Source organism: Pseudomonas sp. Emmai, assembly GCF_055179735.1.
Window position 1 is genome coordinate 3,603,464 of sequence record NZ_CM143685.1, and the last position, 15,447, is coordinate 3,618,910.

The 15,447-nt window shown below is 52.6% G+C and carries 10 protein-coding genes and 1 pseudogene; all 11 read left to right on the forward strand.

Annotated features, from left to right (window positions below; translation table 11 throughout):
• Positions 1-100 precede the first annotated feature (100 nt).
• The 11 genes and pseudogenes from ACY4LX_RS16495 to ACY4LX_RS16545 all read left to right on the forward strand — a co-directional run bounded on the left by ACY4LX_RS16495 (position 101) and on the right by ACY4LX_RS16545 (position 15,210).
• Complete coding sequence (locus tag ACY4LX_RS16495; protein ID WP_463257065.1) at positions 101-298, forward strand: DUF7740 domain-containing protein; 198 nt, start codon at positions 101-103, stop codon at positions 296-298.
• Between the two features lie 285 nt (positions 299-583).
• On the forward strand, positions 584-1,240 hold the full coding sequence (locus ACY4LX_RS16500; protein ID WP_463257066.1) for a hypothetical protein: 657 nt from the start codon (positions 584-586) through the stop codon (positions 1,238-1,240).
• A 399-nt stretch (positions 1,241-1,639) separates the two neighbouring features.
• The gene (locus ACY4LX_RS16505) at positions 1,640-2,764 is read left to right on the forward strand and encodes a hypothetical protein (RefSeq protein ID WP_463260605.1); all 1,125 of its coding nucleotides are present in this window, start codon (positions 1,640-1,642) and stop codon (positions 2,762-2,764) included.
• Positions 2,765-3,447: 683 nt separating this feature from the next.
• Positions 3,448-3,918, forward strand: coding sequence for a hypothetical protein (locus tag ACY4LX_RS16510; RefSeq protein WP_463257067.1), 471 nt, complete (start codon positions 3,448-3,450; stop codon positions 3,916-3,918).
• A 110-nt stretch (positions 3,919-4,028) separates the two neighbouring features.
• Positions 4,029-4,198: pseudogene (locus ACY4LX_RS16515) on the forward strand (PAAR domain-containing protein); the annotation flags it as partial.
• A 229-nt stretch (positions 4,199-4,427) separates the two neighbouring features.
• Positions 4,428-7,313, forward strand: a complete 2,886-nt coding sequence (locus ACY4LX_RS16520) for a UvrD-helicase domain-containing protein (protein WP_463257068.1) — start codon at positions 4,428-4,430, stop codon at positions 7,311-7,313.
• 33 nt (positions 7,314-7,346) lie between these two features.
• On the forward strand, positions 7,347-8,330 hold the full coding sequence (locus ACY4LX_RS16525) for an HNH endonuclease (RefSeq protein WP_463257069.1): 984 nt from the start codon (positions 7,347-7,349) through the stop codon (positions 8,328-8,330).
• A gap of 551 nt (positions 8,331-8,881) precedes the next feature.
• Positions 8,882-11,023, forward strand: a complete 2,142-nt coding sequence (locus ACY4LX_RS16530; protein ID WP_463257070.1) for a hypothetical protein — start codon at positions 8,882-8,884, stop codon at positions 11,021-11,023.
• Entirely contained in the window at positions 11,020-12,927 is a 1,908-nt protein-coding gene (locus tag ACY4LX_RS16535; RefSeq protein WP_463257071.1) for a hypothetical protein, read from the forward strand. Before ACY4LX_RS16530 ends, ACY4LX_RS16535 begins: the two co-directional genes overlap by 4 nt.
• A 41-nt stretch (positions 12,928-12,968) precedes the next feature.
• Positions 12,969-13,898: a hypothetical protein gene (locus tag ACY4LX_RS16540; RefSeq protein ID WP_463257072.1), complete on the forward strand. Its 930-nt coding sequence runs from the start codon at positions 12,969-12,971 to the stop codon at positions 13,896-13,898.
• A gap of 304 nt (positions 13,899-14,202) precedes the next feature.
• Positions 14,203-15,210 (forward strand): GIY-YIG nuclease family protein, encoded by a 1,008-nt coding sequence (locus ACY4LX_RS16545; protein WP_463257073.1) that lies wholly within the window; start codon positions 14,203-14,205, stop codon positions 15,208-15,210.
• The last annotated feature ends 237 nt before the right edge of the window (positions 15,211-15,447 follow it).

Genomic DNA, 15,447 nt, shown 5'->3' on the forward strand with positions numbered 1-15,447 from the left:
GTGGGGAGTTACAAATACCTCAGTGCTGGGTTGCTCATTGATCGTGCGTTCACAGAAGTGAGTTCGCTACAGTGAGAAGCTAAATTTTTGGGGCGTGTTTATGAACCTCTCTGATGCAACCCTGGTGCTTCTTTTGGCCGCTCGTATCCATGGAACCGACGAGGCAGTTAGGGCTTCGGCAAAAAGCGTTGTGAAGAAGCTTCCACGAAGCAAGCGTGACCTCATCTACAAGGTGATTGAAGCAAAAAGTCCACTTCATCTCGTGGGCTTCATTGCTGAAAATCTGGATGACTTATGATTCCTCGCGATCATGTTGATGCGTTCGTGTTGACTGGTTTGTAGCCCTACCGAGTGAACTGCCCTTTCTCTTCAGACGATTTTGAATCCTTGGGGCGGGATGTTTTCGCTTCACTGCTTGAAGCTGCCGAAATCAGCGACCTCAATATTCGCCACATCCCCTAACCTTTGCCGACTACTCCTACATTTTTCCATTGGCATATTTGCTAGCGTGAGTGGCTCATATCGGCTATCACTCAGTGACGGTGGTGAGCCGTCTTTTCTAGAAAGGAAGGGTTGGAAGGTGATGGATCACTCACTCCCGTTGAAGGGTATCGATCAAGGGAAAATCGAATCGTTGCGCGTCCGGATGGATGAGGCGGGATGCGTTTTCGAGTTTGTCGTCGTCGCTCCTGATAGTGATGCTCTGATTGATGAAGCAATGCATCGACGAGCCTTGGGTGAGCTTTACGAGCAGATTATGATTGGTCAGCTTGAGTGGCATCGCAGGCTTGTCCAGACATTGCCAGAAGCCGAATATCCAGAGCCCACCATGACATGGAATCTGGAAAAGGCCACGGCCACTCTGCTGACCCAAGCGCAGGTTCGCAATCTGACACTGTCGGAAGAAGGTGAGCTAGGTGCCTTGACACTCTATGGTCATTTTCGCGAGTCGCGTGATCTGACTGCGTTAAACCAAGATACGGATGGGACTAAAGCGCTTTTTCGCGATTGGCTCGGGATAATCGGAATTGAGGATCACGAGGATATCGTCGTGCTTAACTGGATCAAGGAAGATGACGAAAAAAGACTTCATGGTGATTCAGGACCGGTCATTGAACCATGGAGCGAGTATTTCAGTTCAGGGGTGGCATGGCGGAGCGGTTGGTGTTTGACCATTTGGAATCCACGATTCCGTCTGCTCAGCGCCATTGCTGCCAGTGGTGCAAGTCGAGAGCATTAGATCGAGCAACGATGAGCGCATGTCTTATCATGCACTGGTCGTCATTCGTTGTTTGAGCGTCCCGAAGGGATATTCAGGATTACTAGTTATACCCTGCCACAATTACAGCGCAGTCCGAAGGGATAAGAGATCTTCTGTAGAGTTCGTGAGGACATGGTCTCTGTCCCAACTGCACGATGGCGCCGTATTCCTCCGTGGGCACCATGCGAGTATCGGTCGACAGTTTTCGTAGGCCACGGCTAAGATCGCCGTCCAACCTTTCAAGGATGATCACCCGCGATGTACCGTACGATCAACGTTCATGTCGATGAGTCCAGTTGGCCTGGCGTCGGCAAGATTCCAAGTTTCCCGGCTGCTTTCACTGCAGGCACCCACAGTTTCGATCTGAACATCAACTCGATGTTATTGATGATCGGCTACCTGACAACACCGACTTCTGTCACTGGCGTGTCGCTTGCAGAATTCTGGGCGTGGGTGAGGTATCTGGCAGCGATCACCTCCCGTGATGCGGACCTGCGTTTGACAAGAAGCTATGCAGATCTCGATGCGCACCAGAAAACCATTCTGAGCGATGACTTCGGAATGGGAGTGCCGATGGTCTGGCTCATGAAGCATTTGCAATTGGTTGAAATTGTCGATGGTCGCTACTTTTTGCAGCGATACAGCGCAAGTCATGGCGCACACCAACATCGTACCGCAAAGCGAGGGCCGAACAAGACGCCTGATTTTGTGGCACGAGACCGCGATGGCAACTGGCACATTATGGAATGCAAGGGCACTCAGTCTGGCGAGGCTTTCAGGGATCGTCAAATCGGTTCAGGCATATCCCAGAAACTCTCGATCAGGTTCCCACCCGGGCACACAGGCCAACGGTTGGTTTCAGGTCTCAGCATCGGCATTGAAGATGGCAATCGAAGTCACCTGAGGATCATTGATCCAGTGCCCGACGATCCTGTAATTATTGCCGAAAGTGAACTGGAGTTTGCCAAGGACGCCGCAACCCGTGGCGTAATGGCCAAATTGCTTCGGTCGACAGGCTTCGAAATTGCGGCAGAGGCGGTAGCCGCACCGTTCGGCACACCACAAGCCATGCCTCCCTCGACTGGAAAAGCAGATAAGAAACGCGTCGAGTTACTGGCGGATCGAGACCGTCGCGCACGAGAAGAGCTGCTTGAAAGTACCTCAAGACGTCACCTTTTCGATGATCGCTATCGTGGTCGAGAGGTTGCTTTCCAGTTGCCGAGGCCAATCTATATTCATGGCGCTGCGATTTCAAAAGTTACCGTAAGACAAGGTATCAATCTGGATGCACTCGACCTGCTCAGAGAGCAACCTACTATCGAGACACTGGTCGACCCATCCCGTAACCATTGGATCGATATGATGGGAACTAACATTATTCACGATGACGAGAAAACCGCGACGTTGCAAATCGGAGACATTTTCCGGTCCGAGTTGATTCTAGAATGGTGGCCTGATGGCGATGCTATTCATTTCAGATGGTTCGGCTGTACGATGCCGTAAAGTTTCAACTTGAGATGCAGTGTGGAGCGCGAAATACTAACGGCCACCGGTTGTCGCTCTCGCTTTCCCTGCGCTGGCGCTGCAAAAGCTCCAGCAGGCGGGCCGGTGCAGGGCTTCGAAATCGCTGATAGTCCGTTGACCGCGGGCCGAATCGCTCGGGCATGTCCCGCTTAGTATTCGGTGGCATCACTAGCACAACACACGAATACTTACTCTGGCTTGTTGAATCAGTCAAACTCGAATACCGCTCTCTAGAGCAACGCATCATTTTAACATTCAACCCAAATCAGCTATCGAAGAAAATATCAGACACAAAGGAAAAACTAGACGAGGTGGAATCCCTTATCAAAGGGGACGAGCTTCTTAAGCCAATGGAGTTTCCGTTTCGCGGAACACAAAATACTTTAAAAGCGTAAGCGCCGTGCCAAACGGGTATGAAGATATTTATAAAAATATTATCAGACCAGTCCAGGAAGATGGCCGATCTGGCGTCAGGGCAACAGTTCGCTGGTTGCAATAAGCATAATTTCTACTGCGTTATCTTGGGTCATTAGCGATTTTGACAAAATATCTACCCTCGTCAATGGTGCTTAACAAATGGTTCAAGTCGTTCGCGGGGACCGACCAAGCCGGCTCCTTAGCTTAGTCGTTAGGCCTCACAGCTACAGCCACAGGCATTTCTTATGAATACCAACCGCTCCGTCTCTGCCGCTATTGGTGAATACCTGGTTCTTGGCGAACTGCTGAAGAGGAACATCGAAGCCTATCTGGCTCACGGGGAAACCCAAAAGGGATGGGACGTCGTAATCGTCACGAACGAGAGCACGAAGCGCGTTCAAGTTAAAACGATCGATTGGCCAAACCAACTAGCGGTCAATGGAAACTTTGCAGGTGGGTTTGACTATCTCGTCATTGTTCTGCTTGACAGGATAAATCCCCGCAGTCGGTTCTTTGTGTTTGAGCATGCGGAACTTGAAGCTCTTCTCTCCGCTCCGAATGAATTGAGGGCGGGGGGAAAACGAACCCTAACAATGAGTCAGAGATCAATGGACTCTAGGGTTAAACTTCACGAAGACAACTGGAAAGTCATGGAGACTGCGCCCACGGAGTCGAGACAAGAAGTCGTACATGCAGCGCCAGAGAGTGAGAGCTAGCCTTCCATCGATAGGGCGTCGCCACTACGACAGACCTTAGTGCCCAATGTGGTCATAGCATTCTTACGTGGGTAACTGCTTCTAGCCGATTGCTGCCAGCCCAAAAGGGTGCCGGTGTCGGCCATAAGGTCAACTGCCCGCTGTGCAAGGGGATCTTCCCCATTGCGGAGGCAATAGAACCTACACCGTCGACGGGACCCCAATTGCTCTGCACGGCATGAAAACAGCCTGTGGTGCCAGCCTAATTGTCTGTGGCCCCAAAGGCGCATTGATCAGATGAATCCAACTCATTTGGAAATCGCTACTCGCCCGAATTGAGTGGCCTTTCGTCGCGTAAAGCCCGCTGATATCCATCCCAACCTGACAGAGCCAGTGCGCGGTATGCGATACTGGCTCAGTAATGGCACTGGCGTGTGCCTGGATTTGGATCGGTACAAGGACTGAACCTGCATGACACGGACGAAGGCAGCGGCTGCCACTTTGCAGCGCTTGTATAGCGGGATGGTTCAATGACTCAGGGAGCTTTTCAGAGTTTTCGCTTGGCGAAATGGTTAGGTCCCACCTGTGCCTCTTTGGACATCGCCTCCAACGGATTGATAGCCGTTGACTGGACAGGGCAAGCATCAAAGGTCCTCGTGGCCGGCATGCCCAAACCGCCTCAGCTCAACCGCTGGTTGGGAGTTTCCTGCTTAACGCTGACATTGCCCACTGGCCAATTGAAGGCCATCGGGTGGGGCGTTAAACGTGCGGATGACATCTGGCGTGCGACATTACGTGAATGGTACGGCAACCGCGTGCTGGTCATTGGCGAGGCCCTGAATGCGTTCTACAACATTGTTCGAGCATTCAATTACTGCCGGCGCTCGCAATGGACACTTCTGCATGCTTCGCTGGTCAAGCAATCCAAGCAATGGCCGGCATTACCTCCCAGAGGTTTAGGCGTTCTATCAGGACCTGAGCGCAAGATTCTGACCCGGGCCTGGTCGTGGGTTCGCGACGGCGAGAAGTGCCTGCGTCGTTGGCGTAAGCATTACGTGAAGCTCAGCCTCGTCGAGCATGCTGAGTTGTTCGACACCATCGAATCGATGCCGCTCACGCTCAACCAGCGTCTCGCTTGTATCGTGGACGAGGACAACAACCTCGTGCTTGCCGGGGCGGGAACGGGCAAGACCAGTACAACCATGGGACGAGTCGCCTTCCTGGTGCGCAGCGGGCAAGCGCAACCTGAGGACATTTTGCTGTTGGCTTACGGGAAGGATGCCGCCGATGAAATGCGCGAGCGTCTGGAAGCGCGCGTGGGCATCAAAGGCATCAAAGCGTCGACCTTTCACTCCCTAGGCAAAGACATGCTGGGCCAGCCGTCTCTCACACCAATGGCTGAGGACAAGGCTGCCCGCAAGCGATTCATCCAGTTGGCTTTCGAAGACTTTCAGTCTCAACCGGGCTACCGCAAGCGCCTGTTGCAGTACTTCGAGAATTACCTGTTCCCCATCAAGAACCCATTCGAATTTGATTCTCTGGGCGAATACTTTGCCTACCTGGCAGAGCATGAAGTCAGAACGCTCAAGGGTGAGTTGGTCAAAAGCATGGCCGAGTGCCGTATTGCCAATTTCCTGTTCAAGATGGGCGTGGAGTACCAGTACGAACCTCGCTACAAGGTGTCCACTCGCACGGCGGAGCGTCGGGACTACCATCCCGATTTTTACCTGCCGGTGTTCGACATCTACATCGAACATTTTGGTACGGACCGCCATGGCAATACGGCGCCTTACATTGACCGAAAGGCCTATCACCAATCGATGGCCTGGAAGCGAGATCTGCACAAACTGCATCAGACACGGCTAATCGAAACATTCCACTTTGAGCAGCAGGAGGGCCTGTTACTGCCGCTGCTGGAGCAACGATTGCTGGCGGCTGGGGTGAGTTTCAATCCTTTGCCTGACGAGGCCATGCTGGCAACGCTTCGCGAGTTCGGTGTTGTTTCTGAGTTTGCCGATCTGCTGGAAAAGCTGTTGACGGGTTACAAGGCCGCGGATCTGGCTAAGGTCGATTTGGAGGCTCGTATCAACGCAGCCCCATCACCGGATCAGATGCGGGCGGCGCTTGAGTTGTTGATGCCAATTTATCAGCGTTATCAGGATGACCTGGAAGGTAAGGGTCAGATCGATTTCGATGACATGATCGTGAAGGCTGTACGCCTGGCGGAGCAGGGGGCCTTCAAGGCTCCCTGGCGCTTTGTGCTGGTCGATGAATACCAAGACATTTCCGAGCCAAGGGCTCGTTTGGTCAAAGCGCTGCGGCGATCCCAGCCTGATGGCTCGTTGTTTTGTGTGGGGGACGATTGGCAGTCGATTTATCGGTTCGCTGGCAGTGACATACGGCTCACCTCGGAGTTTGAAGCGTTCTTCGGTGCGACCGCCATCAGCGCGTTGGATAAGACCTTTCGTTTCAACGACAGAATCAACGCGGTTGCCAGCAGGTTCGTGATGCGTAATCCGGCGCAGTTGAAGAAGGACATTCACACCCATACGCTGGAGGATTTGCCGGCCGTTTCGTTGCTCCGGACGGAGTTGGATGATGATGAGGCGTTGCCCCATGTGCTGACTAAGATTGCAACGCGCGCTAAGCCGGGCTCGGTGGTCTACATTTTGGCGCGGTTTAATTTCTTGCTCCCGGACAAGGCGAAGCTTAAGCGGCTCAGTAATAGTTACCCGCAGTTGGCGATCAAGACCTACAGCATCCACACCTCCAAGGGGCAGGAGGCGGACTACATTGTGGTGCTGGGCAACAAGGCAGGTAAGTTTGGAATGCCTCCCATGAAAGCGAGCCACCCACTGTTGGAGGCGCTTTTACCGCCCCGTGAACCGTTCGCTCATGCCGAAGAGCGGCGTTTGTTTTATGTGGCACTGACCAGAGCCAAGCGGCGTGTTTACCTCGTTGCCAGTAAGGGGAGGGCATCCAGTTTTATCAAGGAGCTCCTTGATGCCAAGTACGATGTTGAGCTCGATGAGTTTGGTGGATTATCGGCTGTGTCTGTGCCGGGGCCGGATTGCCCGGTATGTCAGACGGGGGAGTTGACCTTGCGGGCGAAGAAGAACGGGCGGGAGTCATTTTTCTTCTGTGCAAATTCTCCTCGTTGTAAGCACACCGAATCGGCTTGTCCTGATTGCTTGGCACCGATGCACAAGTCGGGTCGTTACCTGATCTGTAATGAGAGTTGTGGGGGATGGATTGCGCTGTGCCCGTTGACCGGTGGCAGGATGGTGTCGCGCGGGATCGGTAAGCAATTTTGGGGGTGTTCAGATTACCGTCGGGACGAGACTACCTCTTGCTCCCATACAGAGACACGGATAACACCTCCAAAAGGTTGTAAGGCCCGAGTGCTTACTCCGTAATCTTGATGGGTTGATGACTTAAAAGGATCTTCCATGCTCAGCGATCTGCGTGAACAGCTTAAGCCGACGTCCACCATGCGTGTGTACGACGCTGTCTTCGAAGCGGGTATCGATGTCAGCGATTGGCACAATATTTCCTCCAGCAGGTCACCAGCCCAGAATCCCAATTATTGCTATCGGTGGGCATTTGAAGGAAGCGGCCGTGTGCTTCTGTGTCTTTGGTACAACGAACTTGATTTTTCGATTGAAGGTGTCGAGTACGAAGGCAATACGAGAGCTGAATTTCAGGATTATGACGAGAGAGCCAATGACCAGCGGGAGCCGTCGCTGCGGCAACGTTTGAAGACATGGGCTGCCAGGGCTTTGCAAATGGATGAGGTAATTAAACTCGCCCACAGGGAAGGTCGGTTGGTTCGTGTGGCTCTGATTCAAAGCAAAAAATCTGTTCGGCTTAACGATGAACGTGCGGCGGCTGATTTTAGGTTGCTTGATCCGGAGCCTTGGCATCTCGTGCAATACGAAATGCAGACCGGTGCTTTTCGGCTGCGACGTGGACCCAAGCTCTCACACGAAGCGCTCAATGACGTCATGAGGCTAGACGAGCAAGAGGAGGTCGCCGCAGTGGCACACCACATGCTCCTTCCGGAAATCACTTCAGACTCCTATGGCGTAGGAGTGGCAGATCAGTTCATTGGTAATGAGCCCCCTGAGCGCACAGCGGTTTCAGCATATGTGTGGGAGCGGAGTGCGCGAGTCAGGCAGATCGTTTTGGCTCGATCAAGAGGGCGATGTGAGCACTGTGGGCGCCATGGTTTCCTCAAGGCTAACGGTGATCTTTACGTTGAAACTCACCACATTATTGCGCTGAGTGAGCGCGGTCTTGATCGGCCTGAGAATGTCATTGCCTTGTGTCCTGAGCATCATCGAGAAGCGCATTATGGAACTCAAAAAGAAATGCTTAGAGCTAGATTTTTAGAGGTTGTTTTAGCTGAGGTCTCTAGTGAGACAGGCACCTAATTTGGCAGTTTGCAGGCTGGCTTCGATCAGTGTCTTTAGAATTTGAGCGTTTGTGAACACCAGAAAGTTTTCGGCAGTAAGCGAGGCTCGGTTTCGCCTCCCCAACAAGGAGCAACGCTGAATGGCAAATCAAAATTGCGGCTGCAAAAACTGCTGATTGCTTGACTATTGAACGTTCGGTCACGAAATCGGAGTCCATCAATGTAACTGCCCAGTCGCGCAGGCTGAACAAGTCCATGGCAATGAACAACGGTGCGAGCAAGACTCCAGCTGTGATGGAGTCCATCACAAGCGACAGAGGCGGGATACCGACAATGGCAAAGTCGGCCGGTCACTCATTCAAGAACCACTAGAGTTCACTGCGAATCATGGTGCTTCAAAACTTTCGCTATGAGCTGTCGCGATAGTGTCTCGGTGATATCATCATTGTAACTTTTTTCAAAAAAAACAGGAGCGGCGAGCCTGGAGAATTAGAGGGCAAAGGTTACATTCTCTAGCGGCGACTGCTTGTACAGGACTACCGACTCAGCAAAATCCACAAGGAACACTGGATGAAAAGTCCCGAACTATTGCTTGCCAACCTGAATCGAGTTGTCCGCGAATTGCGTGGGGCTATCACCTATCTGGAGGATGATGATTTAGCTGCTCAAATGGACTCGGTCATCCGCCGTCTGTTTCTTGCGCAGCTTTTGGCAACAGAGCAAGTGATCGCGATTGGTGGTTCCCAAGGGGCAGGTAAAACCACGCTGATTAGGCTGATGTATGACCTTCACAAGAGTGAGGAGTCTCCTGAGAAAGGCTGGTTACCCGCGAATGCAGGACGGGGCGAAAGCATGTCGGTGCTTGTGCTGGAAGATGACGCTGTCGATAAGGCTCAAGGTTATCTCCGTGTACTTGAGGAACAGCCGGATTCGCTTGGCCATTTTCATATCGTCGAACGCAAGGCCACGTCTGAAGCCGAGTTCCGAGAGGCCTGTTGCGGGAATCTTCAGGGCGTGATGCTCGCGGTGCTGAAGGTGCCGCTGCGTTACTGCAGGCACAGCGGTCAGGGCTTTATGCTGATGCCCGGGTACGAGCCGGTGCACGAAGAGAACCAATCCTGGCAAACGCTCATGCGCCAAGCGCTGGTCGCTTGTTCGGGCAGGGTCATCGTGACCGATGAGATACGTCTTGCCAACGCGTCACAACTGGCAATCCAGCGTGATCTGCATGCCAGTCATCTGGCGGGCACCGATTCGCTGATCATCGTGACCAAGACCGAAGACTATGCCGATACACCGCTCAAGTTACAGGAACTGCGCCTGAGTGCCGCACAAGCATTTGACATCGCTCCTGAGCGGCGGGAAGCCTTGATCATTTGCACCGGATCCAGTGAAAGCAGTGTCGAGCAATGGCGCCCGCAGTTGATCCAGGCCCTTGCAACGGTACGCGAGAGCACTGCTGTCAGTCGTGAGCGCCAACTGCAACAGCTGGAGCAATTGCTCAGCCACGACCTCAACTATGCGTTGGCCGGCATCCGTAGCAAGTTTGCCTTGCATGCTGCGGCAGAGCAGGGTGCTGGTCACCAAATCATCCAGGAAGCCTTGGATGCATTTGATCAGGCACGGGATAGTTTGCGTGATGAGTACAAGAGAGGACTCAGAGAGTCATTGTCACGTCATCACGATGACGCCTCTGCATCTATGGATACTCTGTTGATTGATAACCATGAGGGGGTCATCAACAAATTCACTGGTATCTTCGATACAGTCACGGAAAAGCATGTCAGCCTTACCGGTGATATTAAGCGTGCATGGGCTGAGCCCGGCAACTTTCTGGATACTCACATCGATGTGCTCGGCAAACTCACCAGCACTAAGCTGGGAGCGCCGCAGGCATTCATTGAACGCCTCAAAACCGACGATCATTGCTCAAGCAAAGTCGCTCGCCTGGGTTACAGCGATCACCAGAACCAATCAACCGAGTGGAGCAAGGTTTCGCCGGATACATTGAAAAACCTGGCTGTTGTGTTTTATTCCGATCGTGATGACGAAGGGCAAGCGGGCAAGTTCAGCAAAGAGATGTCCCGCAGCCTCAAGTTGCTGCCTGCAATGACGCTGGAATTTGCGCGTATAGGCAGTTTGTTCCCCGAGGTATTCGGCATCAACTCCAATAACCTTCAGCCACTTGATGGTGGGGATGGGGTTGCGGCCGCTGCACGTATCCAGAACGACTTTTCTGCTTTGCAAAAGGTCGGCAGCAATGTGGTAAAGGGCATAGCTCTGATGTTGGCTGTCGATGTCGCAGCCGATGGCCATATTGACACCATTCCAGCGTTGTTCAATGCGTTGGGCATCGGTGCTGGTACTGCCGGCATGACCTTGGCTGGGGCGGCGACTGGCATGGTTGCAATCGGAATGCTGACCTACAGTGTGCTCAAGGAAGTTGATCGCCAGGATCGACACACCCGCAATCACGCCTTGAGTGTGCTGAGTCAACTCAAGGAGTACTACCAGGCTCACTACCTTGAGCAGTTTGACGTTCTCATGGATCAGGTGCGTGCGCGTATCTGCGACAACCTGACAGTTCGGTATCGACTCGACGAAGTACTCATGCGTCGTGATCGAATCGCCAAGGCGCTGGCTGATGTAACGTCACTACGTCTTGACCTGCAGGACGAAATCAGTGCTCGCGCGCGACCACCGCTTACATGAAACTCCAGGCTTATTGGCAAGAGTTGCACCATAAGCGCCTTGACTGGGCACACAAAGCCTACAAGGAATTTATGGATAGCCTCGATGCCAGAGTGCGAGCTTGCTTCGCCGATAGTGGTACGGAGGCGTCAGTTGCGCTGTTTGGTCGTACGCAGGTTGGCAAAACCACGCTTTTATTGAATGTGTTGGGTATCGACGAGCAGTATCTGCCACAAGTGAGTCTGGTGCTGCGTGGTGGTCGTGGCGCAGGGCAGTCTTCTACCGCCACTGCGATGCAATATCACCGCGCAGCGGATGACAATTGGCACCTGAGGATCAACCAACAGCAAATTTCAGTTGGCGAACAACAAGTCATAGAGGCCTTGGCGCAACTTCGTACGAGAGTCGAAAGCGGTGCATCTCTGCCAAACGATCCCGTAGAAATCGGCATTCCCAGAAAATACTTCTCGGCGCAGTCTCATACGCGGCCCCAGGTACGAATTCTGGATTTGCCAGGAGATAACCCCAAGGACGCACAGGAAGCCATGCATGTGCGGCTGATTGCCAGCCGATACCTGCCCATGGCCGATCTGATTCTGATTGTTGGCAAATTGGACGATTTGTCTTTCCTCAATCCCAAGGCATTCACCCTTCCGGGTATCAGTGACTGGCGATACACGCCAAACCGATTTCGCGTTATCACCACGTTCTCGTTTTCATTGCAGTCAGAAAAAGAGTGGGCAAAGCGTCAGCCTGACATGGATGCCGACCGGGTGCGTGCCCACGTGATGGAACAGATCGAAACCCACAAAATCGACCTGGGCAGCAGTGCCGGGAACGCCAAGCTGTATTTTCCGCTCGACTTCGGCGAGTCGTGGCGAAAAACCTGCTTATTCGACCCTGAAACCTTCGCGCGCATGAACGGTATCAACAGTCAGTTGATGGATGAGTTGATGATGGATATTGCGGAGTCCGCGACGGTTCATGGCCGCCTTCGACAAGCGGCTGATAGCCATATCGTCGCATTGCGGGTGAAGCAGGAGGAGTCACAGAGAATGCGCATTCGGCTCGGGCAACTTGAAGCCAAGGAGAGAAAAACCAAAAGCGATGCGAACGAGGCCAGTACTCAGTGTGCCTCGCAGAGGTGCAAAATCGCTGAAGCACAGGTGCCGTCTTTTGGTGTGCGGGAGATGATGGATATTCTGATGAAATGCCAGCAAGGCATCAGTTGTCCCTCAGACATTTTCGACGTTGAAGACCTCGCTACTGATACAGGTGCACTGCATGGCCGCATCGACAGGTGCTGCGTTTATTTGCTTGAGGCTGCCAAGGCGTTAGAGGCGCGCGAGATTCTTCCTTTCGATATCCGTGCGCAGAACGCTATCGAACATGCCCCTCAAGAGCTGCGTAAAGCGCTCAACAAATGTTTTACCGAATTTCGTGGGATATTGGACGATTACAATATCGAGGAATACTTTCCGTCATTTTCAGATGATTTCGACAACGATAAAGCCCGATTGAGCGATTTGATGGAGGAGGCGAGGTCGTTGACGATCAAATATGCGGCTCAGTGTTGGTGGTCCGCAGTCGAAGGTGTTTTGCACCAGCGTAAAGTGGTATTGAATTTGAAAGAGCAAGAGTTGGCTGTCTTCGAGTCGGCGTTACGGGAGTACGAGAAAAGGCATGAGGACGCCCGTACGGATCTGGCGAAGTGGAAGAAAACAATTCGAGACTTCGAGCGTGATATGGACATTGAGGTAGAACGCGGTGAGCGATTCTCCCGCTACCTGGGTGCCGCGTTCGATGAGGAGTTGGCGCAGCGCCGCCAGATGATAAGTAATGAACCGTCGACACCTCGCAAGCTGCTCCAACTGCTCAGTTGCAAAGAATTGTGTGACGAGCGGGATAAGTTGATTTGTGGATGAGTCACGCCACTTTTTCCATCCATTCCATTTGGCACTGACCCATGTCTGAACCAAGTACTGAAGAACTCGAATTGGCCTCACTTCTGGGCCGCGTCATGTCAGCACCCTTGGCACCATTGCGCGAGCATGGTGCGAAGCTAGAAAAGGGCTTGAGCAGTGCGGTGAGTGAAAGCAACAAATCCAGTCAGTTGATCTCTTCCGGTCTGGATAGCATCAGCCAGAGCCAGAAAAGGGTCATGAGCGCATTAGCTGATTTGGAAGAGCTCCCCAGAGAGCTTCAGCAGCTTGCCAGCCATTTTGCAAAAATGCGTGAAGCTGCTGTAACCGTCGTCCAGATACACCAGGTGCTTGAGCGTCATGCGCGTGAACAAAACGCACTGACTGAGCAAGGCCAGGAAAAAATCCAGGAGGCATTCGCCCAGCAGCAGCAAGGCATGGTTGCGCTCAACGCGCAGATCATCCAGGCCAATGATCAACAAAGCGTCCATATACAGGAGCGATTAGAGGAAGCTGATGTACACTTGGGGCAATTGTTGCAGGAGCGTACTCAGGTACTGGAAGACAAGCTGACAGCGTGCATTCTGCGAATCCAGCTCATTGGGAGCCATCTGGTAAAACTGCAGAACGCATCTCTGACTGCTGAACAGGTAAATAAGTTGTTGGAGGCACAGGCGAATACTCAACAGGTGCTGATCAAGCAAGATCAGGAGCAGGTTCAGGCTGGGCTCCGCCAGAATTTGCAAGGCGTGGCAGCTCTTGAATCGCACTTCAATCAGGTAAATACCGCTATGAGTGTGCAACTGCAGGAGCGGCTTGAGCATGTTGAGCTGCGTATTGGGCAGCAGTTGCACTCGCTCACTCAGAGTCATGGTCAGCAATTCGTCAAGACCTTCAAATGGATGGTCACGCTGGGAATATTGAATCTGGTCGGATTGGTAGCTTGCGTCGTATGGATTGTTCTTCAGCATTGATGTGCCCGGCTTAATTTCAAAGCGCTATACGCGGTCGACTAAAGTGGTTAGCGACGCTCCGGGTATGCCTGTTGCTAACGTGAGCACAGTATGACTATGCCTGGCCTCGGGTTGACGGTCCTGTCTACAGAGACACGGATTTATCCTCCCAAAGGTTGTAAGGCTAGGGTGATTACTCCGAAAGACTGGCGTTCATCGGGTTGTCCATTCTGTGTAAATGCATATGGAGTGATAGATGTATCTTCGTTTTTTCTCACCCGCAGCCTCCCTTCTGTACGCAAGCTGAGAGAGCATAGAGATCCTATTGACCGATGCATTCAAGCGGCTTTACAGATCTACATCACCGGATAATACAAACATAATGACCCAAACACACGCCGTAGGCTTCGTCTACGTGCTCACGAATCGCGGGATGCCAGGTCTAGTAAAAGTCGGCTTTACAGAAAGCCTTCCTGAAGACAGGGCAAAAAAGCTATATACCACTGGCGTCCCAACTGGCTTTGAAGTCGCCTTTCGTACGGCAACATCGCGACCGCGTATCTTAGAAACCAGGATTCACAAAATCCTTGAAAAGCATCGCTTCGATGAGGCTCGCGAATTTTTTCACGTTGACGTCCATCAGGCGATTGAGGCTGTTCGTTTTGCCTTAATCGACATCGCTGGTATTGGCAGTTGGAAGAGCCAGAAGCCGCATCTCTTAGTCGAAGGCGATAGGTTAACCTTGGCGCTCAAACACGGGCAGATTTTTGCGCTGATTAGCTTCGCCGATACCGAACAGCTAATGTCAGGTCGTGCTGAGATACTCGATTTGTGGCAGGTGCATTCTGATGGCGACATCCTAGAGATCTCCGCAGCCCACTCATTGAGTCAAGTCGCCGGCTTCAGCGACGATGACCCAGGCAGTTCCGAGGATCCTGTTCCTTACCTGAATCGTGATCAAACAGCTACCAACGGCATGATTAATGGACGTGAGCGCCTGGTTCCTGGAGAACGACTTCTATGGATTGCTGCACCTGACGAAGAAGAGGGGTCGGCGTTTGTGATTTTTGAGGCAAGCAGCGCTTGTCAGGTTGTTAGCAGAACTTGGCAACCTTCAGTGAGAGCTGACGGAATTCCGCTGTTGCTTAACCACTTCACTTATGAAGCTGTATGGCCAGCGGCTTCCGTTGCCATGCGCGAGGCCGTTGCGCTACCAACGCCCCGTACCTGGGCGCCACGCAGCGATTACTCCTTGATGAGTGTAATCGCCAGTGAACCACCGCCACCTGAGTATTGGTTGCCGCAACTGAAACCACGTTCGAGCAAAAGTTAAGTGAACCTCCGTCAAAAATGTGGCCGCTATACGGTGAGATCGCTCGGCATATTGAAGCCCTAGTCTAGGTACGTAGGGTTCCCAAAATCATGCTTCCATCCTGTGATGTCCTACTGTTGCGGTCACAACTCATCACATACAAACGTTAGGGTCGTGGCCTATTTTTTCGCGGCGGATTCGCTGAGTTGTGCGGTACAGATATCGAGAATCTGCTGCTCTTGAGCATCGTTGATTGCG

Bases quoted from the DNA above. Each gene is read 5' to 3' on its own strand.
- ACY4LX_RS16525 (WP_463257069.1), top strand. From the start codon at position 7,347: ATGCTCAGCGATCTGCGTGAACAGCTTAAGCCGACGTCCACCATGCGT.
- ACY4LX_RS16520 (WP_463257068.1), top strand. From the start codon at position 4,428: ATGACTCAGGGAGCTTTTCAGAGTTTTCGCTTGGCGAAATGGTTAGGT.
- ACY4LX_RS16535 (WP_463257071.1), top strand. From the start codon at position 11,020: ATGAAACTCCAGGCTTATTGGCAAGAGTTGCACCATAAGCGCCTTGAC.
- ACY4LX_RS16505 (WP_463260605.1), top strand. From the start codon at position 1,640: ATGTTATTGATGATCGGCTACCTGACAACACCGACTTCTGTCACTGGC.
- ACY4LX_RS16495 (WP_463257065.1), top strand. From the start codon at position 101: ATGAACCTCTCTGATGCAACCCTGGTGCTTCTTTTGGCCGCTCGTATC.
- ACY4LX_RS16510 (WP_463257067.1), top strand. From the start codon at position 3,448: ATGAATACCAACCGCTCCGTCTCTGCCGCTATTGGTGAATACCTGGTT.
- ACY4LX_RS16530 (WP_463257070.1), top strand. From the start codon at position 8,882: ATGAAAAGTCCCGAACTATTGCTTGCCAACCTGAATCGAGTTGTCCGC.
- ACY4LX_RS16500 (WP_463257066.1), top strand. From the start codon at position 584: ATGGATCACTCACTCCCGTTGAAGGGTATCGATCAAGGGAAAATCGAA.
- ACY4LX_RS16540 (WP_463257072.1), top strand. From the start codon at position 12,969: ATGTCTGAACCAAGTACTGAAGAACTCGAATTGGCCTCACTTCTGGGC.